Genomic DNA, 25752 nt, shown 5'->3' on the forward strand with positions numbered 1-25752 from the left:
CCTACCCCAGATATCGGGCGGCGCCAATCATGAGGGTAACCACCTGTTCGCCGCCCTGTTCCATGTTATGAACAACATCGTTGTGGTCCAAGATGGCGCCCGGCATTCCGGCGGCGTGGTTTGTGACCAAAGCGACCACTCCGTAGGGCACTCCCGCTTCCCGCATCACGACGGCTTCGGTTCCGGCTGTCATCCCGACGATGTCACCGCCGATGATTCTGGCGAAATGGATTTCTTGGGGTGTTTCGTATCGTGGACCAGGGTTGTTGACATAAACTGCGGGTTGGTGGAGGTGAATCGAAAGTTCCTCAGCGGCGGCGGCCAGTGAGCCGTGGGCGGGGAACGGGTCTGTAATGGGCGTATGCTCCACCTTTTGGTCGAACATTGTGGTGTTGCGTCCCGACAAGTCCACCATGCCTGTGCACAGGGCCAACGACCCCACAGCCCATTCCGGGCGGAGGCAACCGACCGCGGCGGAAGCAAAACACGCCTTTGCCCGGACGGCCTTGAGTCCCGCGGCGATGGCCCTGTAATTGACCAAATGGGGCGGTGTTTTGTGCCCGGCTGAATGGCGTTGGACGGCAAGGTAGCGGATCCCGTTGTTCTGGAAAACCCGGCCCCGCATGGTTCCAAACGGCGTGGGCACGGCGAGGGCCCGGCCCCCAAACGCCTCCAACCGGGGGCCAATGCCCGTTCCGCCGATCAATGCCAGGTCGACTTCAACCACGCCAGGCAGGATACCGCGCCCCCGATTGGGGGCATACTGGGCCGATGCCTTCTATCACGTTCCACGGTGCGGCCGGCACGGTCACCGGTTCGCGACATTTGCTGGAATACGGCGGCCACAAGGTGTTGGTGGACTGCGGCTTGTTCCAAGGCCCCCGCGAAATCCGCGACAAGAACTGGGAGCCATTCCCGGTCGATCCACGTGAAGTGGACGCGGTGGTCTTGACCCATGCCCACACCGACCACATCGGTTTCTTGCCCAAGTTTGTGAAAATGGGCTACCGCAAAAAGGTCTATGCGACCCTTGGCACGGTCGGCCTTTGCCGGGTGAGCCTTCCCGATAGTGGCCGACTGCAAGAAGAGGAGGCGAAGTTCAGGAATAGGCACGGTGCGACGCGGCACAGTCCGGCCCTCCCGCTTTACACCGAAGCGGACGCCTACGAAACGCTGAATCTGATGGAAAAGCTCCACTACTACCAATGGCAAGAACTGCCGGGCGGGGCGACATTCCGGTACCTGCCGGCGGGGCACATCCTGGGAGCGGCATTTATCGAGTTCTATTTCCCAGATGGCGAGCGGATCCTGATGGGCGGCGACCTTGGACGTTACGATGCGCCGATCATCAAGGATCCGACGCCGGTCGATTTTGCCGAGTACTTGGTGATCGAAAGCACCTATGGCAACCGGCTCCATCCAAAAGGTGACGCCAAAGAGATGCTGCTGGAGGTTGCCGAGCGAGCCATGAGAGATCGGGGGATCGTGCTGGTGCCGAGCTTTGCCATTGGACGAACCCAGGAGCTGCTTTGGTTCTGTAACGAGCTTGAAAAGGAGGGCCGATGGCCCGGTCTGCCGATCTACGTGGATTCGCCAATGGCCAACAAGGCCACGCTACTGTATTTGCAGAGCGAAGAAGACCACGACAACGAAATGAGGATCGACATGCGGGAGGGGCATTCCCCGTTCCGCCCCGACATGGTCCGCTTGATCCAAGACCGCCAGTTCTCGAAGGAACTGAACAGTTCGCCAGGCCCGTGGATGGTGATAGCTGGGAGCGGCATGTGCACGGGTGGCCGGATTCTCCACCACCTTAAAGCCCACATCGACCAACCCGGCACCACGGTTTTGTTCACCGGGTACCAAGCCGAGGGGACACTGGGCCGGGATCTTTTGGAGGGTGCAGAGCATGTCCGGATTTTTGGGGAAGAGTTGCGTGTCGCCGCCCGGTTGGAACGATTGGAGATGTTGAGCGCCCATGCGGACTATTCCGAGATGTTGCGGTGGCTGCGGGGATTCAAGGAACCTCCGAAACACACATTCATCGTCCACGGCGAACCCGATGCCGCCCTGGCTATGAAGCAACACATCATCGACGAATTGGGTTGGCAAAACCTGACGATCCCAGCCCAGGGCGATTCGTTCCAGTTGGAATAACCGATGCCGCGCGACCTGGTTTTTGGGAACGGCCGCTTCTATCTGGCAATGGATCGGCGGGGCCTGATTCGCGAGCTTTGCTGGCCGGTGGTCGGGTCCCCCAACCATTTGGCGGGCCGGAGGATCCGTTTGGCGATCCGGCGGCAAAGCGGTTGGTTTTGCTGGCTCGATGATCCCGGCTGGCGAGTGGATCAATGGTATTGCGGTGATGTCGGCCTCACCGTTTGGCGCGGGTTTGGCTTGACGATCGTGCGCCGGGCGGCGATGGGGGGGCAGGTGGCGGTTCTCGATTACGAAATTGATCTCGATGAGGAGATGGATTTCTTCCAGAGCCAGGAGCTCCGGATTAACGAAACAGATATCGGCGACACCTGCTTCTATGCCCCCGATATCGAACAGATGGTGCATTTTAAGATGGGTGTGTGGGTTGGGTTCGGGGGCCGCGGGGTCGGCCAGAAGATCGACCAGGTCGCTTGCGGGCTGAGCGGCATCCCCGAGCATGAGGGCACTTGGCGCGATGCCGAGGACGGGCACTTGGCCGGCAAGCCGATCGAACAGGGAAGTGTCGACTCGACCTTTGGACTGCGGGTGGAGGGCAAGTGGCAAACGACGATCTCCGTTGCCGAAAGCCTGGAATCGCTCGGCCCGCATGGTGAAGAGGATGCGATCAGGGTTCGGGAGGATTGGATCCGTGCCGGTGTCGTGGCTAAAGGGATCCTTGCGGGGAAGGAACCGCTTCCGGGCCGGGATGGCCCCGAGTGGCTCTCGCCAATCTGCGAGCGGGTCGTCCGTGCCAATACTGGGGAAGGCGGCCGGGTTATCGCAGCAATCGACAGCGACATCATGGGGGTTAACCGCTCGAACTACGCCTACGTGTGGATGCGGGACGCCGTGCTCACGGCGACGGCCCTTGGCGAGCGGGTCGACCTGCCGGGGTTCGTCCCGGAATGCGATACGGGCCGGTTCCTATGGCAGAAGTACCATCCGACCGGGTACCGCGGAAGCACCTGGCACCCACATGCGGGCGATGGCGCATTCCCTTACCAAATGGATGAGACCGCCTTGTTGGTGAGCTTTGCCCATAACAACCAAATGGTCGATAGCCGGATTGAGGGTTGGCTGGCTTTGTTGCGAGAGTCCATTTCGGAGGACGGGATGCCGCGCCCGAGTTGGGATCTGTGGGAGGAGTGTTTTGGAGTTCATTTCTGGACGACGGCAACCGTGGCCCAGGCCTTCTTCGATGCGGGTGAAACCCAAGCGGGGCAAGAATTGGTGGGAGCGATGAGTGAGCACTTCCATCCGGTGGAAGGGCGCATTCCCCGGCGGGTTAACGACCATGTGGCCGATGCTAGCGTCCTGGCCGGTTGCCTTTGGTGCCAACACCTCCGTCCGGCATTCCTCGACCGTTCGGTGGAAATGGTGGAGCAGCATCTTTTGATGTCAACAAACTGCCGGGGGGTCGCCCGGTACGAAGGCGACTACTATTGCCGGGTCCGCGAGGGGTATCCAGGGAATCCCTGGATCATCTGCACAATGTGGTTGGCCCGCGCCTATTGGTTGCAAGGCCGCAAAGACGAGGCGGATGACCTGTTGGTTTGGGCGGAAGACCTGGCCAGTGCCAGTGGGATGCTGGCAGAGCAATACCACCCAGACACCCGGGAACCCCTCAGCGTCTCCCCGTTGACATGGAGCCACGCCGAGTATTTGGAGTCGGCAAGGTTGATCCGGGGTTAGCGGAGCCGCCCCGTTTGCATCGCAGCGGCCCGGGCAATGTCCAGCCGGCCGTTTGGGTTGCCGCCAAGCACGGTGTAGGTCATGCCGTCTTTGTCATACCACCCGACGGCGTCGGAAAAGACGTACATGGCCTTGTTGGCAACCTTGCCCTGTTGTCCGCTGTCCAGGTTCCCGGTTTCGCACCGCCCATAGATGTCGTAGAGGCTGCCCTTGTACTCATACCGGAAGTTGAACCAGCAAGAGCCGCAACGCGTGCCCCGGAGCTGCGCCATCTGCCGCAAGTCCAAGTCGGGGATGGTTCGGTAGAACGTTTCCCGTATTTTGGCGGCCCCGGTTGCCGGGTCGTTGCCGTTCCAGGCCATCACCTGGGCCGATTTGGTTTCGATATGCGCCATGGGCGGGAGTGCTTTTGCCGAAGCGACCACGGGGTTCACCTGGTCTTGGAAGACCCGGTTGGCGGCGATTCCGATGCCGAAGACCGCGATGGCTGCCGCCGCCGCAGGCGCCCATTTGGCAAAAATCTTCCGGGCCTTTGGCCGAGCGATGTCTGCCAAAAGCGGTTGCAAGTTGGGCACAGACTCTTGGAGGGCGACAGAGCGCAGCGCAGACCGGAACGCCTGTGCAGATTCAACATCCTTGGCCAAAGCTTGGTTGCCTTTCAGGACAGCTTGGAACTCTGCCCTTTCCTCCGCCGTCATCCGGTTGTCGAGATAGTCTTCGATGCGGGTGTGGTTCATCGTGCGGCCTCTTGGGCGTTTTCTTTCAAGATCGCTTCCCGGATCATCTGCCGGGCACGGGAAAGTCTGGAGCGGACTGTCCCGATTGGGACATCCATGATATCGGCGGCTTCTTCGTAAGTCAATTCTTCGACGTCGCAAAGTTGGACGGCCATCCGGTAAGGGGGTGTCAGTTCTTCCATTGCGGCAAAAATGCGTTCAGCCTCCAATTTGCCGTCCAACTCGCCCCAGAACCCTTCTTGAACGGGTTCGATTTCGGCATGGTCTTCCAAACTGAGGGCCTCTTTGTACGACCGGATTACCATCAGCCGTTCGTTGCGGAGGATTTTAATGAGCCAAGACCGGAGGTTGCACCCGTCAAAGCGCTCCCAGGCTTTGAAAGCCTTTAAGAGGCAAGTTTGAACAAGGTCTTCGGCTTCTTCGGGGCTGCATCCCAGGCGTCGCGCCACACGGTAAAGGACAGGCAGTTCCGGAGAGACGGCCCGTTCAAAATCTCGGGGGTTGCGTTGGGTGAATATTCCCATTCGGGTGGCATCGTGGATCGCGCCGAGGGCCGATAAGGGGGCCGACATCGCTATCCACAATGATTTTAGGCCATTTTGGTTCCCGCCAGCCCGGTTTTGGCCAGGCCCTTCGGCACTAAGAACTCCGGGGCCGGACTCCCACTATTCGTTTGCCCACCGGTTGACGAGCCACCAACAGGCTTGGTCGTGGGGTGTGAACCGGTGGTTCGTGATGATTTCGAACGCCGGGAGATAGCCCAGCTCGCGGTGACCATAAGCCCGGACCCGTTGGATGACCGTTTCCACATGGTGTTTGGCAATTCGGGCGCGCTCGATGTCGGCCAACGATCCGCCGATGCGCACATGGTTGTCGCGGGCAATCCGGGCGAATGTGTCGAACAGATACCGCATGGGAGCGAGTTTCCCTATGGCGGCATCGGGCTCACACTGGGCGTAGCTGGCGTGGGCTTCCCGCATCAGCACCAGTGCTTCCACCATCCCACGCAAGGCAAGGGCGACATTTTTGTAGGGTTCGGCCGGGGCGAGTCGGATCGCCTTCTCACTGAGTTGGACTAGCTTCTTGGCACGCTCGGGCTCTGCTTCGTCACGGTGGTGGAGCCAGGCCAAAAAGGGGTTGCCAGCCAGGAAGAGCCGGGATTTGAGCTTGTGGCGGTGCCCAGAGGCCGCCCAAACCCCACCCATTTGCTCCAATTCGACCCCCATGGTTTTGGCCCAGTCCGCCGCTTCTCCAAATGAATCGGCCAGGCTTTCCCCCGAATTCGGATCGGCCGCGATCCGGGCGGCCCATTCCACGGCTGGGAAGATGCTGTCGTAGGGGTTGTACATCACCTGTTCCCAAGTGGTTAGGCAGACCCCTTCAAGTTTGAGGCTATGGGCATCTTGGGCCACCTGGCGGACATTCGATTCCGTCCGGGCCACGTGCATCCAAGCCGCGTTGTAAACGGCGGTGGCCGGGCAAGCGACTACGTCGAATCCGGAGAAGGCCGCCGCTGATTTTTGGACGCCGCCTCCATATTGCCAATCAAAGATCAGGGTTTCACGGGGGAGCCCTTCCAGAGCTGACGGATGGTCCAGGAACATGTCCCCCCAAAGGGCGGGCCGGCGCCCATGCCCGACCACCCGCCGGATGAGCGGTTCGAAGTGGCGCTGGTAAAGCCAAGCCTTTTCGTCCACGGCTTTCCCGGCCATCAAGGCGGCACAACGGGGACATTTGCCGAGTTGGGCGGTTTCGTCTCCCCCAATGTGGATGATTTCCGACTTGAAGACGTCGGCGGTTTCGTCGATCAGGGCCTCGCACAGATTGACGAATTCTGGGCAACTGGGGCAGGCCTGGAGTCCGGAAAAGACCTCTTCGCGGAAGATGCGCCCTTCTTCGCAGTTGAAGAACCCTTCAAAATGGCCGAGAAGGTTGATAAACGGGATGATTTCCAGGGATGGGAATTCTGCTTGAAGCGACCGGATCTGGTCGGGTGTGACCGCCCCTTTGCCGTGGCTCCACGGAGTCGATTGGTAGGCAAAGCGATGTTCCAAATAGAGCCCGATGGCATCGTAACCAGCATCCTGGGCGGTGGCGGCAAATTGGTAAAGATGGTCGAGGGTTGGCGATTGTTCCCGGGCAAAATCGACCATCCATATGCGGCGCATGGAGTCAGGATACTGGTTTCAGCCCTAGGGTTGCCGTCCGCATGGCCGGGTGCGCGTAGAATCGGGGGTGATGGGAACCGGTCGGATCGTATTGGCGGTGACAGGGGCGAGCGGGGCGATCTATGCCCAACGCCTGGCCCGGCACCTCGCCCAGAACTTTGACGAGATCTACTTGATGCTCAGCACGCAGGCCATCGACGTCGCCCTGACCGAGCTGGGTGTCGCCATTAACCGGAAGGAGTTTTCAACCCAGCCCTGGCTTGGCAAGAGTTTCCGGAACATCCACCTCCTGGACGAAAAGGATTACTTCACTCCACCGGCCAGTGGGAGTTTCCGGCACGACGGCATGATCATTTGCCCATGCAGCATGGGCACGGCCGGCCGGATCGCCAACGGGGTGAGCAACGATTTGGTGACCCGCGCCGCCGATGTCTGCCTAAAGGAACGCCGGCCGCTCATCCTTGTCCCTCGCGAGATGCCATGGAACCTGATCCATTTGCGGAACATGACCCAACTCGCCGAGGCGGGGGCAACGATTTTGCCGGCGAGCCCGGCATGGTACGGCAAACCGAAGTCGATGGAAGATTTGGCTGACACCGTGGTAGCCCGGATTCTGCAGGCTGTCGGAGTCGAACAAAACCTATTTGCCCAATGGATGGTCGAAGAATGAAAAGAGCCATTGTTGCCGGGGGAACCGGGTTTGTTGGCCGCCACCTTTGCCAAGAACTCTCCAACCAAGGCTGGGAACCAGTTGTCTTGACCCGGAAAGTTCAAAGCGGGGCCGGTTTTCGACAGGTGCAATGGGATGGCAAGAACCAGGGCGAATGGTCGGCCGAAATCAATGGGGCCGATGCCGTTTTCAATTTGAGCGGGGCACCCGTTGAGCAGAAATGGACTCCGGAGTACCGCCAAGTGATCTGCCGTTCGCGGGTGGATTCGACAGCCGCTTTGCATCAGGCGGTGAGTGCTGCCGATTCCAAACCCCGGGCGTGGGTCAACGCCAGTGCGGTCGGGTTTTATGGGGATAGAGGGGACGAGGTTTTGGGCGAGAGCGCCCGGGCCGGGGTCGGATTTTTGCCAGACGTGTGCCAGGCTTGGGAACGCGCCTGTCTCACTCCCGTTATCGAGGGTGTCAAGCAGGTCTGCGTCCGAAACGGCCACGTCCTCGGGGCGGATGACGGATTGTTGCCGGTCATGCTCAAGCTCGCCAAATCATTTTTGGGCGGGGCCGCTGGCGATGGGAGGCAGTGGATGCCTCTGATCCATGTGCGCGATTTGGCCCGGTTCTATATCTGGTGCATCGACCACGTCAACTCGGGGCCAATCAACGGTTGCGCTCCGGAACCCGTGACCAATGCACAGTTCATGTCGCAGCTCCGGATGGCGGTTGGGCGTCCGTTTTCCCCGCCCGTCCCCAAGCCGCTGTTGGAGTTTGGAACCGGTCTGGTTGGTATGCAAGGCTCCTTGATGACAATGAGCCACCGGGCCGTGCCGACTTTGGCTCAATCGCTCGGGTTCCGGTGGGAGTTCCCGACTTTGGAATCGATGCTGGCCGACTTGGTGAAGTAGGGCTGTTTTCCGCCCGGGGCGGAGTTCCGGCTTGCCGGAACGAGGGATTGGCCTCGGGCCGGGCGGTCGCTGCACCTAGCCAGGGGGTATCGTCGCCAAATCAACATGAAGCGGGAAACCCTGCTCCAACACCTAGGCGAAGAGCGGCACCACCTGGGTGCAGTGACGCCGCCAATCTTTCAAACATCGCTGTTCGTCCAGCCCGACTTTGACACGTTCCGGGGAAAGCTCAAAGATCCGAGCCAGTCTGAAGAGCGGTTTGTTTACAGTCGGGTTGGGAACCCGAACCTCTCGATTGTCGAAAAGAAATTGGCGATGCTAGAAGGCACAGAGTCGGCTTTGGTCTTTGCCAGCGGCATGGCGGCGATTTCTGCGGCGATCCTCCATTGTGTGCGTGCCGGGGACCACATCGTCTGTATCGACACCGCTTACGGACCAACCCGCGAATTCCTGACGAACTACCTGCCTGATTTCGGCATTGAAACGACATTCGTGGCCGGCTGCGATTCGCAGGAGATTTTCGATGCTTGCACCGAGGATACGAAGCTGGTTTACTTGGAATCGCCGAGCAGCATCTTGTTCCGTGCCCAAGATTTCCGGGCTGTTTCGGCTTTTGCCCGCGAGCGGGGGATTTGGACCGTGGCCGACAATTCCAATGCGACACCTCTCTTCCAACAACCACATTCCCTGGGCATCGACATCGTCGTCCATTCGGCCACCAAATACCTTTGCGGCCACAGCGACGTCGTGGCGGGGGCGCTTTGTGCCCGCAAAGATGTGACAACGGCCATCGAATTGCGGGAAGGGCAATGGTTTGGCGGTAGGTTGGCCCCGTTCGATGCATGGCTGATGCTGAGGGGTTTGCGGACGCTGAAACTCCGGGTGGACGAAGCGCAGCGGCAGGGAAGGTTGCTCTTCGACTTCGTCAAAGGTCTCGGGCTGGGTGAAGTCCTCTATTCCGGGGATCCCGACCATCCCCAAGCCGGTCTCATTTCACAGCAGCAGACTGGGCACACCAGCCTGGTCACCCTCATCCCGACTTGTCAGGAAGAATCAGCCGTCAAGCAGTTTTTGGAATCACTGAAAGTGTTTCAGATGGGGGTCAGCTGGGGCGGGTTCGAAAGCCTCGCGGTTCCCGTTTTTGGCAAACCGATGGACTGGCCGGATGAACGGTGGATGGTGCGGTTTTATGCCGGGCTTGAAGACATCGCGGATTTGCAATTGGACATCTCGGCGGCGGCCCACCATCTTGCGCCGGCCGTCACCGCGAATTGAACAGCCAACCGGCGGCGACCAGCAGCGCCGCGGCCATCGCAACCTTTTCGACCAATGACCGCAGGATGCGATCCCGGATCACGGGGAGGGGGGGGTCGGTCATAGATCCCAGGGCATTTTCTCGGTTGTGCCGGTTTGGGCTGCGGTTTGCGTGGGCTCTGCGACGTCAACCGTTGCCATATCCCAAGGCATGTTTTCCACAAGTTCAGCCGGAGTTGTCCCAAGTGCTGGCGCAACAACCACTTCGGCAACCTCCCGGATCGGCGTCGTTTCCGGCTCTGGCCGGTTCCGCAGGTGCTCGACTTCCCGGATGAGGGCCTTATTTTCGGTTTGAAGACGCAGCGATTCGTCGGCGTACTTCTGGGCCCGGCCGACATTGCGGAGCAACTCAATATGGCGGATCGCCTCCAGGGCGATCCCCCCTGCCAGCCCGACGCAGACCCATGCCACGGCTTCGACCATTCCCTCAAGGATACCGCCCGGGCCCGTATACTCGCCCTGTGGCGGTTTTGCGGGAAGCGGTTTCGGTGTTCGACATTTTCAAGATCGGGGTCGGCCCCAGCAGCTCCCACACTCTTGGGCCCTGGCGCGCGGCCCAGGAATTCGTGGGATCGCTCCCCGATGGCCAAATTGAGTCGATCCATGTTGATTTGTTCGGCAGCCTGGCCAAAACCGGCAAGGGTCACGGAACCGATATCGCCGTCCAACTCGGTTTGATGGGTTGGGATCCCCGAACCTGCGATGTTTCCGCAATCGGCTCAATGTTAGAAACTATTCAGGAAACCAAACGGTTGATGTGCCGTAATGCCGAGATCGAATTCGTACCCAGCAAGCATATCGTTCTCCATCGCCAAACCACTTTGCCTTTTCATCCAAATGGTTTGACATTTTCAGCCATCGTTGATGGAGCAAAATATTCGGAAACCTACTATTCTGTCGGGGGTGGCTTCGTGGTTAAGGAACACCAAGAGCTTTCCGGGGCCCGGTGCCTGATCCTTCCGTACCCCGTGGAAAGCGCAGCCGAACTTAGCGAGCACTGCCGATCCAACGGGCTTGATATCCCGGCCGTGAGCCGGGAAAACGAAGCACGGTGGCGCCCGGCTGGCGAAACCGAAAGTGGTCTGGCTGACATTTGGTCTGCGATGAAGGATTGCATCTACCGGGGTTGCCACACCGATGGGGTGTTGCCGGGAGGGTTGAACGTGGTGCGCCGGGCCAAAAAGCAGAATGCCGACTTGGTCGGCACAAGGACGTATTCGGACTTCGACGGGTGGGTCGCGGCGATGCGCTACGCCAGCCCAAATTTCCAGCAGACCCTGCGCTGGATCAGCGTGTTTGCGTTGGCGGTGAACGAAGAAAATGCGGCCTTTGGCCGGGTGGTGACGGCCCCGACTAACGGGGCTGCTGGGGTGATCCCGGCGGTGATGATGTACGGGTACACATTTTTGGGGTTCACCGATTCGCAGTTGCACGACTTTTTGCTGGTCGCCGGGGAAATCGGCTGCCTCTTCAAAAAAGGGGCCACGATCAGTGCTGCGATGGGGGGGTGCATGGCGGAAATCGGCGTGAGCTCGGCCATGGCGGCGGCCGGACACGCCTACATGTTGGGCTGCGACACGGAACGGGTTTTGATGGCTGCAGAAATCGCGATGGAGCACCACCTTGGCTTGACGTGCGACCCCGTCGGCGGCCTTGTCCAGGTGCCCTGCATCGAGCGCAACACTATGGGGGCGATGAAAGCCATCACGGCAGCGAATATTGCCTTGGCGAGCGACCCGGCCCTGGCCAAAGTTAGCTTGGACGACGTGATTGCCACCATGTGGGAAACGGCCAAAGACATGAATACGCGATACAAGGAAACGAGCGAAGGGGGCTTGGCGGTGAGGATCCCGGTGGTTGTCCCCGAATGCTAGCGGCTGGGTTGCAGGGAGCCGTCCACGCCGATCCGCTCGTCGAAGACAAAACATTCGCCGAGGAATAGGCTTTCAGAAGGGGGGATTTCTTCCAAGTAGCGCAAGATCCCGCCTTCGAGGTGGAAGACCTGGCTGTGGCCGAGTTGGCGAAGATAAGCGGTCGCCTTTTCGCACCGGATCCCCCCAGTGCAAAACATCGCCACCGGTTGGTCGCGGTTTTCCAGCCGCTGGGCATATTCGGGGAATTCGTTGAAGGCATTGGTGCCCGGATCAACTGCGCCTTGGAATGTCCCCAGTTCAATTTCATAGGTGTTCCGGCAATCGATCAGGAGGACATCGGATCGGGAGATCAGAGCATTCCAATTACGGGGCGGAACGTAGGTTCCGACTCCGGCGTTGGGGTCTACCCCCGGCACGCCCATGGTGACAATCTCCTGTTTGAGCCGGACTTTCCACCGCTTGAACGGCGGTGCGGAGGCGGTGCTGAATTTGATGTCCAACCCGGTGAACCGGGGGTCGGTTGCCAGGGATTTGAAGAAGGAAGCGACATCTGCCGGTGTGCCGCAAAGCGTGGAATTGATGCCTTCGGGGGCTACCAGCACGGTGCCCAAAAGGTTGTGGGCCAGTCCGAGGCTATCAACCCAGCCGGCAACAGATTCTGGATCCCCGATTGGGGTGAACCGATAAAACGCGGCGACTTTTGCCACGTGGGGTTCAAGCTTGGGCGTGTGCGGTTCCCCTGATGGCATCGACGGCATTGGGCGTGGTCTGTCCGGTGTCGCCGTGGTCGATGTCGAGCGGGCCGATGACTTCTGCGGCCTTGACGGCGATTTCGGCCAACGACTTGCGGTTCCGGCCGATGGCGATCAGGGCCGAATTCATGGCGTACTTGGTTCGGTTCGGCGATTTGTGGATGTTTTTAACGATGTAGTCGATCAATGGCCGGAACTCGCTATCTTCCCGCCGGGCCGCTTTGGCGGCAAAGATGGAGACTGCGTTCCAGCCGATCGTCGAAACCCATTCCGAGGGGCTTTCGATCCACGCTTGGACGGTGATCCAGGCGTTGGGATAGCGGACGACCAAACCGGCGACAGCCCCACAGAGCACGTGGTTTTCGGCTTCTTCGGCCCAGAGCATGAGCTCGTCCATGCTGAGATCCGTAGGTGAAGCGACCATTGTGGCCAGCATGCGGGCATCGTGGTTTTCGGTGTCCCACAGCAGTTTGGCCTGACGGCTACAGTTCTTGAATTCGTTGGCGATCCGTTTGAGATTGGCAAAACTGACTCCGAACATCGGGTCTTTAATGCCATGCTTGCGATAGACCTCGCAGTTTTTCGGCGACCCGCTTCGCTCGAGTTCCTCCATCATTTCCTCAAACTTCATAACCCTTCAATTGTACTGGAGATCGGCTCGGGGTCCCCGGAGCGCGCGCCTTCCGACAGGCCGCAGGTAACCTTCGGACACGCCCATGGGAAACCCCATCACGAAATCGCCGCAAGGCTTGAATGTCCCCAACGATCCGATCATCCCATTTGTCGAAGGCGACGGGATCGGCCCAGATATCTGGCGGGCAAGCCAGGCTGTGTTTGATGCCGCCGTTGAAAAGGCCTATGGCGGCACCCGCAAGGTCGAATGGCACGAGGTTTTGGCCGGCCAAAAGGCATTCGATACGACTGGCGAGTGGCTGCCGCAAAACACTCTTGACAAGTTCGACCAGTACTTGGTGGGCATCAAGGGGCCGCTAACGACCCCGGTGGGCGGCGGCATCCGGTCCATCAACGTGGCCCTGCGCCAGATGCTGGACCTCTACGTGTGTCTGAGGCCGGTTCGGTGGTTCACCGGGGTTCCCAGCCCTGTCAAACAGCCGGAACTCGTCGATATGGTGATCTTCCGGGAAAACACAGAAGACATTTATGCGGGGATCGAGTTCGTTGCCGGGAGCGGGGAGTCGGGCGCGTTCCTGGATTTCATGGAGAAAGAGTTTCCGGCGATGTTCAAAAAGATCCGGTTCGGCACCAAAGACAAGGTCGATGGGTGGAACCACGAACTCGAAAGGATCGGCGCACCGGCCCGCGACTTGCCGGTTCAAGTGGGGATCGGCATCAAACCGGTCAGCTACAGCGGCACCGAGCGGCTCATCCACAGTGCCATCGAATATGCGATCCAAGAAGGCCGGAAGAACGTCACCTTTATCCACAAAGGCAACATTATGAAGTTCACGGAAGGGGCGTTTATGGATTGGGGTTACGACGTGGCGCGCAACTTTTTTGGGGCGGTGCCGCTGGATGGAGGGCCATGGCATGTGATCCCCGAAGGTCAACGCGGTGCCGGCCTGGTGATCAAGGATGGGATCGCCGACGCCTTCCTCCAACAGATCTTGCTGCGTCCGCAAGATTACGACGTTGTCGCCACGTTGAATTTGAATGGGGACTATATCAGCGATGCCCTGGCGGCCCAAGTCGGCGGAATCGGCATTGCACCCGGTGCCAACATCAATTACATCAGCGGGCATGCGATTTTCGAGGCCACCCACGGGACGGCACCCAAATATGCCAACTTGGACAAGGTCAACCCGAGTTCGGTGATCCTGAGCGGCGAAATGATGTTCCGCTACATGGGTTGGACAGAAGCTGCCGACCTGATTGTGAGCGGGGTGGAAGGGGCCATCAGTGCCAAAACGGTGACCTATGATTTTGCCCGGATGATGCCGGATGCAATCGAGGTGAGCTGCTCTGGGTTTGGCAAAGAAGTTGTCAAGCACATGTGAGCCGGCAACCTGGCATGGATCCCCGGCCCATCCGTGTTTTGGATCGGCCGGGATCGAAATCTGGGTCTGACCTGTCGATGTCCCATTTCGGAAACCCGGTTGTTTTGCGGGCAACTATCTGATAGAGTTGTTGCATGCTGTCGGCCATCAGCGCATTAGTGCTTTCCACGCCCCTGATCGTCCGAACCGAAAACACCGTCCCCATCGCGGTTGTCTCGTTGGAGACGATCCAGGAAAACCGTTCGGTGGAAGGGGTCGCCCGCCTGCTGGATGTGACTTACAAAGCCGAGTTCATCCCTCAAGCGGTGCCGGATGCCGGCACTGTCAACTTGCGGGGATTCCGGAACCTGAACTTCCGTTACAACGATTCGCCAGGGAAGTTCGAAATGAGACCCGTGTTGGACTCGTCACTGCTTGAGCAAATCGAGGTCTTGCGGGGCACCCAGGCGCTTTCAACCTACGGGGGATCGGCGAGCGGGGCGGTTTTGAACTTGGCGATTCGGGACACGTATTCGGCGGTTCCGCGGGGGACGAACATGTTCAAACCGATTTCGGTCGACCCTTTGCAGTTTGCCCAGCAAGGGGGCTGGAACAGGCAGGAATATAGCTTCAACAAGGAAAAACTTAGCCTGGACTATAAGATCTCCGCGAGCTATTCCTATGGGGGGAAGTCGTACCAGGATTATGTCGATAAGGGGTCAATCGGACTTGGTCAGATTTGGATGCCAGTGGGAGAGCCGACAATGTCGAGCTTTGTCCCCGACGGGAAACCAAACAAGGACCTGCAACACGGCCTGGGGGGGATTTGGGTTCAGCCGCAGAACACCGAACTCGGATTCCAAGCATTTTTTCCGCCTTTGACCTTAGGCCAAATCACCAGCGGCAAGACACCGCAGGGTTATGTCACGGATGTCGAGAAGGCCAATGGTGAGATGGTTGTCAAGTCGATGCAGAAGTTGGGCTATTCGTTCCCGCAGATGATCGCGGCTCTCCAAACCCTTGCCCCGGAAGGCACGGACATGAACCGGTTGAACTTTCCTTCTTTGGATGGTGACCCGTGCGATTACGACTTGGACTGCCCGCCGGGGACGATCTGGTACCCCAGTAACCCGGCATACCAGGCGATGATGACGGGTGTGCGATATTCGCGGCTGACCTTTGCCGAGGTCTTCGCCGGGATCGGCCGGGGGGGCCAGGATCCCCGTGCGATGAGGGTTCTGTGCATGAACATGGAGAAGAAGGAGCCTGCCGCGGGGGTGAAGTACTACCCTTACCGGCCAAAAGATCCCGTCATTTCTTCGCTGGCCAATTTGATGGATCAGGCGAATTTCCGCGGACCTTGGGATCAAGCGCGGCTGTGGATCTACACGGACAAAGCGACTTATGAGCAGGTCAACGAACGGCTTGTCAACGGGGTCGGGCAATCCGCCTACTTGATGGCTTTGGCCGACGTCGCCTTTGCGGGAGGGTTGGATGACAAGATGTTAAAGGATCCCAAATACGTCAAGCCGGAATTCATGATTGGCTCAGGCGCTCCGTCCTACGCCCGGACGTGGTTGATGGAGACCTTGGACGCGTTCCACCCCAAGAAGGCTGGCGAATGGTTGAAGGGCAATGCGGCGACGATGCTCCAACTGGTGGGCCCAAAAGCAGACCAGGATGACAACCAACATCTGGCCGACACCCTCCGCCGGATGACGTCGTTCAGCGCGCCCGAAGACCGGGAGGCGGCGCTCCGGTTTATGAGCGCGGCCAAGGCCCAGATCGGGATGCTCAAGGGCAAGTTGGGATCGGGGAGCGATTCGCTCTACTCCGGCCGGGAATCTGAAGTGGCTTTGGCGCTTGCCTTGGTCAAAGAAGGATTCCTAACCCAGGCAAACGATGCCTTGGCGTATGTGGCCGAAAAGGGTCCAGGAGATTCCAATAAGGCACTGGCCAAACAACTGTTGGCGGGCGGGTGAACCGGTTCGGAGTACGGAACAAGAGTCATTGAAAAATGCCTTAGTGGGAGATTACTTGCCAGAGCCTTCGATTTGACTCATCAGGTGAATCCCCGTAAAAACATTGGCATTCTGCAACATAGGAACGATGCCATTTGATAGAATACGCCTATGTTGACATCGGTGGTCGCCTTTGCCGTTATCGGAGGGATAAAGACTTTTCAAGACCCAGAGGCGAGATCGATCATCTCAAACCCTTTCAAAACCAGCCGCGAAAAGGTGATGGACGGGGGCAAAGAGGTGGAAGCCGATGTGACCTATTACGCCACGTTTTCACTACTATCGAACAGTTTGACCCCTAGCGAACAGATGAATAGGGTTTTCCGTACCTTGGATGTCCGACCAGAACATCCCGGCGAGCGGTTCAACATGAGCTGCATTTTTGAAAAGGTTGATCCGAATGAAGGGGAGATGTTGGAGGCGTACCTGACGTTTCGGGAATTCGGGGCGAGCGAGTCGATAGGAGCCGAGATTCTGAAGGCAATCAAGTCGATCACCGCCTATTCGGCCGGAGTTGGCAAGGACGCGGTGAGTTGCGATCCGAACAGCGGCATCAAGCCCGACGGTTGGACACACCGCGAATACGGACATAGCCTCTCAAAGTGCGTATGCGCTTACCAAATCACCAAGGTTTGGTCAATCGGTGGGAAGAAGTCGTCAAAAGTTGAGAAGGGCGGGACCATTGAAATCGGTGATATGTGGACGCCGAAGAGAGATCCGCTTGTTGATCGCTTTAGGCCAGATGGAGAGCCGGAAAAAGAGACCCAGGAGGAGATGGGCGGCGTTACGGTGAAGCCTTCGCCAACTGCAAACCCGTTCCAGATCTTCCTCCCCCAAATCAAAGGGAACCCTTACTACCCCAGCATCAAACCGGTGCAATACATCAAGGATGTTACTGAAGAAAATGGCTCCGAGCTTGTAGACCTCATGGTGAAGGAAGGCTTCACCATCCCCCGCATGATCGATATCCTTGGCAAGATCGCCCCGGAAGGAACCGACATGAACCGTCTGAGCTTTTTGGAGGGTGGCGACCCGTGTGATAGCGACATGGATTTCCCTCCAGGCACGATATGGATTCCAAGTGACCCCGCCTACCAATCGATGATGACCGGGGTTCGGTTCAATCGGAGGATTCTCGGCTTCGACCTTTATGCAAGCCTGAACCCGGCTCCTCAAGATGGAAAGTTCGCTATGCGCACGCTTTGCTTGAATATGGAAAAACGGGAACCGGCAAAAGGGGTGAAGTATTATCCCTACCGCCCCAGCGACCCGGTGATCCCAATGCTCGCCCGACGGATGGACGAATCACGTAGCCGGGGCCCCTGGGATCAAGCCCGAATGTGGATCTACACCGACAAGGCGACAATGGAGATGGTGAACCACAAGTTGGTCAACGGGGTTGGGACATCAGCCTATCTCATGGCTTTGGCAGATGTCGGATGGGCTGGCGGGTTGAGCGACAAGATGCTGAAAGACCCCAAGTTTTTCACTCCAGAACTGATGTTGGGCTCCGGTGCCCCGGAATACGCCTCTTCTTATTTAATGGAGGTCTTGGACGACCTGCATCCAAAAAAAGCTGGCGACTGGCTCCGCAAAAACGCGACGTCGATGTTGCAACTGGTCGGCCCCCAGGCAGACCAAGACGACAATAAGCACCTTGCCGAAACCTTGCGCCGGTTGACCCTGTTTAATGCGCCGGAAGACCGAGAGGCTGCCTTGAAGTTCATGTTGGCAACGCAGAAGGAACTGGCGGGACTTAAAGGGCAGCTAGGAAGCGGTCGGCTAGCCCTTTACTCGGGCCGGAACGAAGAGGTAGCGCCAGCGCTCGCGTTAGTCAAAGCCGGGTACTTAACGCCAGCGAAAGATGCCCTTGAGTTTGTAGCAGTGAACGGCCCGGGCGATGCCAACAAGGCATTGGCTAAAGAGATATTGGGCGGCCTTTAAGCAGCCGTTTCTCCGACGTTGACGTTCCAGACCGGGCGGAAATGCTCGACAAGGGTCGGGAAGATTCCGGCGCAAAGGCTGAGCCGGTGGCCGACATAGTGCAGGCCCCCCGGATCTTTGAGGATATAGATTTGCACGCTTTTGCCGCGTTGCAAAGTGGCCCGCAAATATTGGTTGTACCGTTGCAAATGGGCTGGGGCAGAATTGCTGGTGAGCGTTGCCAAGCTTTGGCCCAAAGATCTTGGGGAGTTGGCAATGTAAACAACGGCCCCATCGATGGTGAACGCAATCAGGATGTCGGCAATTTCGTTTTTGTCGCCGACGAAGAAGTTGATCCCGGTTCCAGACAGCGTGAAATCGCCGACCCAGATGAACCCGGTTTGTTGGAGTTCCAAGATGTGCTCTTGCCCCTTGGGCACTTCGGGGAGTTCGTCGGCGGTGGGGAGCTCGACCCCCATTTCTTCGGCAACATCCCTTTGGACGACCTGGGATTCTTCGGTGACGACGTAGTTGCCGCCGGGCTTGCCGATCCGTTTGATACGTTTGACGACGCCTTCTGATTCCAATTGGCGACAAATGAGGGAAACGGCTTGGGTGCTGGGCACGAATTGACGGAGGGCGTAGGCGATTTCTTCATCGCTTGCCCCGTTGTTTTCGTGGAGGAAATCCACAACCATGTTGCGCAAGGACTGCATGGTCTGACAAAAAACTTATCGGTATCTGTCGTGCCGAACTGGAATCAGCCCCCATCCGGGGGGACGGAGGCTGATGGAGTGCAAACGGTTGCCAGCCGGTTACGACTTGCGCTTTTTGCGGGCAGCCACAGCGGCCAGTCCGGCAATCACAAGCATAGAAGCCGGTTCGGGAACCGCGTTGATGTTGTCCCAATAGACGCTGTAGGCGCTGGCCGGAGTGTGGGTGGCATCGCTAAAGTTATACGCTTGGACGAAGACGGTCCGGAGTTCCGGGCTGGCCAAGCTGGCATCGGCGTCGGTGTAAACCAGGTTCCCGTCCAGGTAGTAATCAGCTGTCGATCCATGGCTGGTGATGGCCAAATTGTGCCAACCGGTGGTGACCGCGTCGGCCAATGTGACCCAACCGTTGGCCGTATCGGCATCCCAAATGCGCCACACGTTGGATTTGTTGGTCGCGCCTTCGTTGAACGGGTCGCTGTCATCGAACCGCTTGGCCCCGAAAATCCCGTAGAACGCGTTGTTTTCGTTGGCGTTGTTGTCGCGGGTCCACAAGTCGGTGCGCCAGTTGAATCCGCTGGTCAGCATGTCGCTGCTGATGTAGACGTCCCCGCTCACCGTCCAATCCGGGCCGATATTGCCGCCCGGGCGTTGGCGCCCTTGGGTGTTGTAGAACGTGCTAGTGTTGTATCCGCTCGGCCGGTTGTTGTAGGCGTCGGCCGGGTCAATTGTGATCTTCAGCCGGTTGTCGCCATCAAAGAACGCCGATTGGAAGCCGTTTGGTTCGTAGCGGTCGGTTACCCACGCTGGGTCGATGGAATCAAAGGTGTCGCTGAATTGGGCGAAGGCGGCAGACGCGCAAAGCGCGAGCGCAGCGATAGCAATGGTTCTTTTCAATTGTGCTCCTCTCGAAACCCACCTCAACGGAGGCGGAGAATCAACCGGATTTTAGCAGGATTCCTCATCGGTGTCGATTCGTTGCAAAAAAACCTGGCAATTATTCGGGGGACGTCAATAGGCTCGCGCGAAAATGACCCGTTGCATACTGGGCTTACCCGAATAGACACATTGGCCGGGCTCGGCATCGGCCGGGTCGAGCGGCACAAGGGGGATGCAGCGAATTGTGGCCTTTGTCGCCGCATTGATGGCGTCTTCGGTTTCTTGGGTGCCGTCCCAGTGGGCAACGATGAATCCTCCCCCGCCTTCTTGCGGGAATGCGGCTTGGAACTCCTCCCACGTATCCACGCGCTTCGTGTTGCGTTCACGGAGTTGCAAGGCGCGGCCATAGAGCTCTGATTGGAAGGCGTCCAGCTGAGCCGTGACTTGGCGGGTTACATCCTCCAGGGCGACTTCTTGCTTGTCGCCGCCCAGCCGGCTGGCGAGCAGGACTTTGTTTTCGGCAAGGTCGCGGGGCCCAAGTTCAATACGGAGGCAAACGCCGCGCATCTCCCAGTGGTTGAACTTGAACCCGGGAGACTCTTTTTCCCGATCGTCGATCTTGACCCGGATCGGCTGGCCCATCCAGGTGTTGGATTTAAGTTCGGCCGCAATCTTGTCGCTGGCTTGGAGCACGGCTTGGCGGTCATCACCCCGGCCGATCGGCACGATCACGACTTGGATGGGGGCGAGGCGGGGTGGGCAGACCAGTCCGTTGTCGTCGCTGTGGGCCATGATCATGGTCCCGACCATCCGCGTGCTGACCCCCCAACTTGTGGCATAGACGTACTCTTGTTTCCCTTCTTGCGATTGGAACGTGACATCGAACGCCTTGGCAAAATTCTGGCCCAGGTGGTGGCTGGTGCCGGCTTGGATGGCTCTGAGGTCTTGGGTCATCGCCTCAATGGTGTAGGTGTGGTCGGCCCCGGCGAATTTCTCGCCGTCTGATTTCACGCCGTCAACAACCGGCACGCACATCCATTCCTCGCAAAACCTTTTGTAGACACCGAGCATGGTGGCGGCTTCTTGTTCGGCTTCTTCGTAGGTGGCGTGGGCGGTGTGGCCTTCTTGCCACAAGAACTCGGCGGTCCGGAGGAACAGGCGCGGGCGGAGTTCCCACCGCATGACATTGGCCCATTGGTTGATCAGCAATGGCAGGTCGCGGTAGCTCTGGATCCAGTTTTTGTAGCTGTGCCAGATGATGGTCTCGCTTGTCGGTCGGATGATGAGTTCTTCTTCGAGCTTGGCATCGGGGTCGACCACGACCCCTTTGCCGTTGGGGTCGTTCATCAGCCGGTGGTGGGTGACGACGGCGCACTCTTTGGCAAACCCGTCCACGTGCTCGGCCTCCTTGCTCAGGAACGATTTAGGGATCAGGAGGGGGAAATAGGCGTTGACATGGCCCGTTTCTTTAAACATGCCATCCAAGGCATCCCGCATGAGCTCCCAAATGGCGTAACCATGGGGCTTGATGACCATGCATCCCCGGACGACGCTGTTGTCGGCGAGGTCGGCTTTTTTGACGAGGTCGTTGTACCATTCGGCATAATTCTCGTCGCGGGGGGTAACTCCCAAATCCTTGGCCATCGGAGGATTTTGACAGGTTCGGTTGAGGCGGCCCGGGCGGTTGCCCGGGCGGGGATTGGATCATCTGAGCGGTTTGAAATGGCACGTCGGGCCCCAAGCCAGCGTGCCAGTTTGACCGCCGGATCGGCCCTCATTGGCCATCTCAATCGTCGTCGCCGTCGTCATCAGGCCCGGAAGTGCCTTTGGTCGGCCGGCTCCGAAGCCATTTGATGAATTCCGGGTCATCCATGGCCTGAACCGGCCGGTTGTACCGCTTCAAGAACCGGGGGTCATCCGGATCAGCGGTCTTTTCGGGGACGAACACCCGGGGGTCGGTGGGGACGGCCTTGTAGGGCGTGAAGTCCGGCTTGTCGGTGAACATGTCGTCCAGCGGGGTCGCCACCGCATCAAACATGTTGTTGGGGCCCAGGCCGAAGATCGAATAGATCGTCCGGATGATGCTCATGATGCTCGTGTGGTCGTGGCTAACGTAGTTGTGTTTGGCCCACGGCGAGATCACCTGAACAAAACTCCGGTGGCGGTCCACGTGGTCGTTGTCTCCGCCAGAGTCGTCTTGGGTCACAAAAATCGCCATGTTCTTCCACTCGGGCCGGTGCGATAGGAACTCGACAATTCGGCCGAGGGCCAGGTCGTTATCGGCCATGAAGCTGGCCACGTAGGGATACCCCTCGTTCGGTCGGGCACCGGATCCGTGGTCGTTGCAGATCGCAATGTTCATGAACTGCGGCAATCCCTGGCCCTTGCTAAAGTACATCTTTTGCAGGTCTTCTTGGAACCATTGGGCGCGGGCAATGTCGGGGATGTTGTTGTTGTAGGCGGGGAATTCAAAGCACGTGTGGTCGAACAGCACCTTGGGCATGGGCATGTTCATGGGATAGATGGTTCCCGTTTTGGAGACGTCGTGGGCCTCGTCGGTCTGAGGGAGTTCGTAACCTTCGCCATAGTTCCGAAACGTGATGCCGTTCCTGTCGAGGTGTTCGAACATCGACCCGTTTTCCAAGTAGTCCTCGGGGATTTGGGAGCCGTCGGAACCGAAGCTGACCATGCGGCCTGGCGTCTTGTTGTCGTTGCGGAAGTTCCAACCCGCATAGAACACGCGGCTGGTCCACAGGCTGGGATAGACGCCGACAAGCCACCGGTGCCCGTCTCCCGAGGCTTGGGGTTCCATATAAAAGTTGTCACTGATGGCAAATTGCTCGGCCAGGACGATGTGGTTGGGCATGATGGGGATGCGTTCTTCCTTCCCCCGTTCGCGAACCCAACCGGTTTGCCCGAATTCGGCATAGCTCGGTTCGCCTTTTGCGCCGGCGAGGTTGCCAAAGATGCCATCAAAGGTGTGGTTTTCTTTAGTGATGAAGACCACATATTTAATTTGTTCGCTGGGCTTGCCGGGTTGGTTGGGGATCACCGGGTTGACGGGCCTCGGCCGCTTGATGAGCCCATTGTTCTGCAACACGGCTTTTGTCGGGCCGGAGTAGTCGCCGGGGATCGGGACGATGTTGATCATGCCCGGCATATCCGGCAGTCCGTGGCGTTCGTCACCAGGTTGGCGGGGGTTCAGGGGGCCGCGGGGGCCGCGGCCCAATCCCTTTTGGGTCGCGATGACGAGGCTTTTGGCGTCGGGGGTCAGCCGCACTTGCATTGGGAACCAGCCGGTCGGCAAATACCCTTTAACTCGCCGGGCTTTGAGGTCGACCGCCGCCACGGCGTTGAGGCCGCTGCAACACACATAGAGCATCCCCGACTTAGCGTCAAATGCCATGCCACTGGGGATCGCCCCTCGGAGCCCGGCAAGTTCGGCGACCGGTGCCAGCCGGATTTGCGCCAATGATTTAAGCGACTTGGGGTCAAAAAGTTGAACGGTGTCGTTGTTGGCGTTGCTAACAACGATGCCTAAGGCCGTGACGATGACGGCATTGGGCGAGCTCCCGCCGACCGCCTTGCCTGCGCTGGTTGGGGCGTGGATCAGCAGCCCGGTTTTTGCCGAAGCCTTGAGCTTGGGAGCCCGGGAATTGGCCAACGTGTAGGCAAAAAGGGAGTGGGCATCGGCCACGTAGGGGGAGCCCAGTCCGGGAATTTGTCGGCCTTCTTTGTCGACCCCCATTTCCGATTCTTTGCTCGGAAATGCAAAGGCTGGTTCATCCAAACCTCCGGGTCGTCCCTCACCCGGCCGTGGGGCGGGAATGCTGGAATAGTTAAAGATGCCAATGTTTGCCACGAACAGCTGCTTGGTGGCCCGATCCATCGCGATGGCGTAGGGCTCTCGGCCGGCCGGCGTGCGTGCGATTTCCTTCATCGATTTGTAATCAATGGTCACGACATCCTGGTAGGCGATGTCCACGCCGTAAGCGAGTCCCTTTTGGGCGTCGATGACCAGGTCGTTGATGTAGGGGTAAGGGTGGTCGTCGGTTTTGAGGTTGATGTAGCCTTTAGAAACCCATGTGCCCGATGCCAGGACTTCGATTTGGTAACTGTCGCCGAGTGAGATGAGGAGATCGCCGTTGGGAAGGAACGATCCGGCCGGGGCGAGGTTCTTCTTCAGAACGACTTTCCGCTCGCCTGTTTTCAAGTTGTGGATGGTCAAACCGGCGTCGTCAAATCCAACGGCATAGGTTCCATCGGGGCTGACGAGGACGTTCCACAAGTCGGAATTGCTGTACACCCTCTTTCCAAGAGGGGTTAGGTACCTTCCATTCGGCAGAACGGTCACCCCCCCTGGCACGACCCGCGCATATTCGCTGGCAGCGGGCGCGGTGTATAACGATAGCGCCTTGGGTTGGGCATTCAGCGACAATGCAAAAATTGCGGGGAGCATAGCCACAGTTTGTCGCCAGCCATCCCCTGCTTCGCCACCTGTTGCCAAACTGTTAACGGTTTGATAACATCAAGGATTGCGGACGGCGACGTCGACCGATGCCTGGCCGATCAGCTTCCCAGAGATTTCGGCCCTGAGCTCCAGTTTGTGGGTGCCGTTGGTGAGTTTCGTGGTGTCCAGGTCAAACCCCCAATCATCTTTGACAGAGGCGATATACAACTTCTTCCCATCGACAATGAAGTGCATTTTGGCCTTTCCGGTACCGTCTTCCACCCATCCGCTCAGCCGGACGGTTCCGGTGAGCACTTGGCCATTGACGACCCGCATCGGGGATTTGGGATAGAGGGGCGGGGCCTTGTCTCCGCTCACGGGGATGGCGACCATCGAGTGGGCAAGGTAGCCGGATTGGTCGGCGGCTTCGGATAGAAAGTAATCCTGGCCAACCAACCGGCGGTAGAGGTCAAGCACTTCGCGGTTCTGCGTGACGGCGTAATTGTTGTTCTTTCGGTGCTCCAGATCCAGGTTGTTGGTGTTGAAGTAATTGATACACTTGACTCTGGGGTAGCGGCGTGGCAGAGATTCATACATCCCTTTGATGGCGCGGACGGCAAAGGCGACGGTCGGGGAGTTTTCAACGGCGCTGAAGTGGGTGGCCCCAAATTCGCCGACCATAATCGGCTTTGCCTTGGCATAGCGGTCATAAATGTAATCCAGCTTCTCCACTGGGTGGTCGTGGTAGCCCGGTTGCCCCATTTTTTGGTCGTAATAGGTGACGCTGTAAATGTTCACCCCAACCCAATCGACGGCCGCATCTCCGGGATAGTACGTAGCGATGTTGTCGGTCGGGGTGGCGTAGGGGCACCAGACCATGGCGACATTTGGTGCCAATTCGTGCATTTTTCTGGCAACCAGCTGGAACTTTTCCCGATAAAGTTTTGGGTTGCCGTTGTATTTGACCCACCGGCCGTTCATCTCGCTGGCGAACCGGATGAAGACTGGGGTTCCCGTGCTGGCGAGACCCTTGGCCAAAGAGGCCAGGTAAGCATCGTCTTTGACCAGATCCAGGCCGCCGTTGGGTTCCAGCGCAATGTGGACGATTTTGCCTTCTCCGCCCAGCTTTTGAATCCAGTCGCCGGCCAATGGCCGCCCGTACCCCATGTAATAGAAGTAGGTGGCATGGGGTTTTCCGGTGAGCCGTTCAAACAAATCGGGGATCCGGCGAACCTTGCCCGTTTGGTCTGTATACGTGTCGCGGATGGTGTCATCGAGGTCGATGAAGGCGCCGGCATAGCACCCATAACGGGGTTCCAATTTTGCGCCCGTGAAGTTTGCGGCCGCTTCCCGATCGGTTGGGTACCGATCCGCATAGATCGAAAATCCATCCGCACTGCCGGAGGCCACGCCCGCCAAAGCGAGGCCGGTCTGCAAAACCAAGGCGGCGGGCATGAAGCGCATCGG

At 58.6% G+C, this 25752-nt stretch carries 21 protein-coding genes; 9 read left to right on the top strand and 12 right to left on the bottom strand.

Annotation, left to right across the window (positions count from 1 at the left end):
* Position 1 precedes the first annotated feature (1 nt).
* A complete protein-coding gene (locus JNM28_04790) occupies positions 2 to 727 on the bottom strand; it encodes an MTAP family purine nucleoside phosphorylase (GenBank protein ID MBL8067744.1) in 726 nt (241 codons plus the stop codon).
* 44 nt (positions 728 to 771) lie between these two features.
* Here JNM28_04790 and JNM28_04795 point away from each other — a divergent pair, with 44 nt between their 5' ends.
* Both JNM28_04795 and JNM28_04800 read left to right on the top strand, forming a co-directional pair.
* Positions 772 to 2157 carry an MBL fold metallo-hydrolase gene (locus JNM28_04795; protein ID MBL8067745.1) on the top strand — a complete coding sequence of 462 codons (1386 nt, stop codon included), beginning with the start codon at positions 772 to 774 and terminating at the stop codon, positions 2155 to 2157.
* 3 nt (positions 2158 to 2160) lie between these two features.
* Complete coding sequence (locus JNM28_04800; GenBank protein ID MBL8067746.1) at positions 2161 to 3891, top strand: glycoside hydrolase family 15 protein; 1731 nt, start codon at positions 2161 to 2163, stop codon at positions 3889 to 3891.
* On the opposite strand, the gene JNM28_04805 is transcribed toward JNM28_04800, so the two are convergent.
* From JNM28_04805 to JNM28_04815, 3 genes are all read right to left on the bottom strand, one after another.
* Positions 3888 to 4628 (bottom strand): hypothetical protein, encoded by a 741-nt coding sequence (locus JNM28_04805; GenBank protein MBL8067747.1) that lies wholly within the window; start codon positions 4626 to 4628, stop codon positions 3888 to 3890. The genes JNM28_04800 and JNM28_04805 overlap by 4 nt on opposite strands.
* The gene (locus JNM28_04810) at positions 4625 to 5200 is read right to left on the bottom strand and encodes a sigma-70 family RNA polymerase sigma factor (protein MBL8067748.1); all 576 of its coding nucleotides are present in this window, start codon (positions 5198 to 5200) and stop codon (positions 4625 to 4627) included. Before JNM28_04810 ends, JNM28_04805 begins: the two co-directional genes overlap by 4 nt.
* A 93-nt stretch (positions 5201 to 5293) precedes the next feature.
* A complete protein-coding gene (locus tag JNM28_04815; GenBank protein MBL8067749.1) occupies positions 5294 to 6796 on the bottom strand; it encodes a family 20 glycosylhydrolase in 1503 nt (500 codons plus the stop codon).
* Between the two features lie 70 nt (positions 6797 to 6866).
* On the opposite strand from JNM28_04815, the gene JNM28_04820 reads away from it, so the two are divergent.
* From JNM28_04820 to JNM28_04830, 3 genes are all read left to right on the top strand, one after another.
* On the top strand, positions 6867 to 7466 hold the full coding sequence (locus tag JNM28_04820; GenBank protein ID MBL8067750.1) for a UbiX family flavin prenyltransferase: 600 nt from the start codon (positions 6867 to 6869) through the stop codon (positions 7464 to 7466).
* Positions 7463 to 8365, top strand: coding sequence for a TIGR01777 family oxidoreductase (locus tag JNM28_04825; protein ID MBL8067751.1), 903 nt, complete (start codon positions 7463 to 7465; stop codon positions 8363 to 8365). The genes JNM28_04820 and JNM28_04825 overlap by 4 nt, the downstream gene beginning before the upstream one ends.
* Positions 8366 to 8470: 105 nt before the next feature.
* Positions 8471 to 9640: a PLP-dependent transferase gene (locus JNM28_04830; GenBank protein MBL8067752.1), complete on the top strand. Its 1170-nt coding sequence runs from the start codon at positions 8471 to 8473 to the stop codon at positions 9638 to 9640.
* A gap of 99 nt (positions 9641 to 9739) precedes the next feature.
* Here JNM28_04830 and JNM28_04835 read toward each other — a convergent pair whose 3' ends face one another.
* Positions 9740 to 10102, bottom strand: a complete 363-nt coding sequence (locus JNM28_04835; protein MBL8067753.1) for a hypothetical protein — start codon at positions 10100 to 10102, stop codon at positions 9740 to 9742.
* Here JNM28_04835 and JNM28_04840 point away from each other — a divergent pair.
* The gene (locus JNM28_04840) at positions 10084 to 11553 is read left to right on the top strand and encodes an L-serine ammonia-lyase (GenBank protein ID MBL8067754.1); all 1470 of its coding nucleotides are present in this window, start codon (positions 10084 to 10086) and stop codon (positions 11551 to 11553) included. The genes JNM28_04835 and JNM28_04840 overlap by 19 nt on opposite strands.
* Here JNM28_04840 and JNM28_04845 read toward each other — a convergent pair.
* Positions 11550 to 12302, bottom strand: coding sequence for a hypothetical protein (locus tag JNM28_04845; protein MBL8067755.1), 753 nt, complete (start codon positions 12300 to 12302; stop codon positions 11550 to 11552). The two genes, JNM28_04840 and JNM28_04845, sit on opposite strands and share 4 nt — an antisense overlap.
* Positions 12268 to 12936 carry a DNA alkylation repair protein gene (locus tag JNM28_04850; protein MBL8067756.1) on the bottom strand — a complete coding sequence of 223 codons (669 nt, stop codon included), beginning with the start codon at positions 12934 to 12936 and terminating at the stop codon, positions 12268 to 12270. Before JNM28_04850 ends, JNM28_04845 begins: the two co-directional genes overlap by 35 nt.
* 85 nt (positions 12937 to 13021) lie before the next feature.
* Here JNM28_04850 and icd point away from each other — a divergent pair, with 85 nt between their 5' ends.
* From icd to JNM28_04865, 3 genes are all read left to right on the top strand, one after another.
* Complete coding sequence (gene icd, locus JNM28_04855) at positions 13022 to 14320, top strand: isocitrate dehydrogenase (NADP(+)) (protein ID MBL8067757.1); 1299 nt, start codon at positions 13022 to 13024, stop codon at positions 14318 to 14320.
* Between the two features lie 134 nt (positions 14321 to 14454).
* Complete coding sequence (locus JNM28_04860) at positions 14455 to 16281, top strand: Plug domain-containing protein (protein MBL8067758.1); 1827 nt, start codon at positions 14455 to 14457, stop codon at positions 16279 to 16281.
* Positions 16282 to 16431: 150 nt separating this feature from the next.
* A complete protein-coding gene (locus JNM28_04865; GenBank protein ID MBL8067759.1) occupies positions 16432 to 18264 on the top strand; it encodes a hypothetical protein in 1833 nt (610 codons plus the stop codon).
* Here the strand turns inward: JNM28_04865 and JNM28_04870 are convergent.
* From JNM28_04870 to JNM28_04890, 5 genes are all read right to left on the bottom strand, one after another.
* Positions 18261 to 18959 carry a hypothetical protein gene (locus tag JNM28_04870; protein ID MBL8067760.1) on the bottom strand — a complete coding sequence of 233 codons (699 nt, stop codon included), beginning with the start codon at positions 18957 to 18959 and terminating at the stop codon, positions 18261 to 18263. The two genes, JNM28_04865 and JNM28_04870, sit on opposite strands and share 4 nt — an antisense overlap.
* Positions 18960 to 19058: 99 nt before the next feature.
* Positions 19059 to 19853: a hypothetical protein gene (locus tag JNM28_04875; GenBank protein ID MBL8067761.1), complete on the bottom strand. Its 795-nt coding sequence runs from the start codon at positions 19851 to 19853 to the stop codon at positions 19059 to 19061.
* A 114-nt stretch (positions 19854 to 19967) separates the two neighbouring features.
* Positions 19968 to 21479, bottom strand: a complete 1512-nt coding sequence (locus JNM28_04880; GenBank protein ID MBL8067762.1) for a proline--tRNA ligase — start codon at positions 21477 to 21479, stop codon at positions 19968 to 19970.
* Positions 21480 to 21621: 142 nt separating this feature from the next.
* Positions 21622 to 24294, bottom strand: a complete 2673-nt coding sequence (locus tag JNM28_04885; protein MBL8067763.1) for a hypothetical protein — start codon at positions 24292 to 24294, stop codon at positions 21622 to 21624.
* 69 nt (positions 24295 to 24363) lie between these two features.
* Entirely contained in the window at positions 24364 to 25749 is a 1386-nt protein-coding gene (locus JNM28_04890; GenBank protein MBL8067764.1) for a copper amine oxidase, read from the bottom strand.
* Positions 25750 to 25752: the final 3 nt, after the last annotated feature.

The organism is Armatimonadota bacterium (genome assembly GCA_016789105.1).
Taxonomy (GTDB): domain Bacteria; phylum Armatimonadota; class Fimbriimonadia; order Fimbriimonadales; family Fimbriimonadaceae; genus UphvI-Ar2.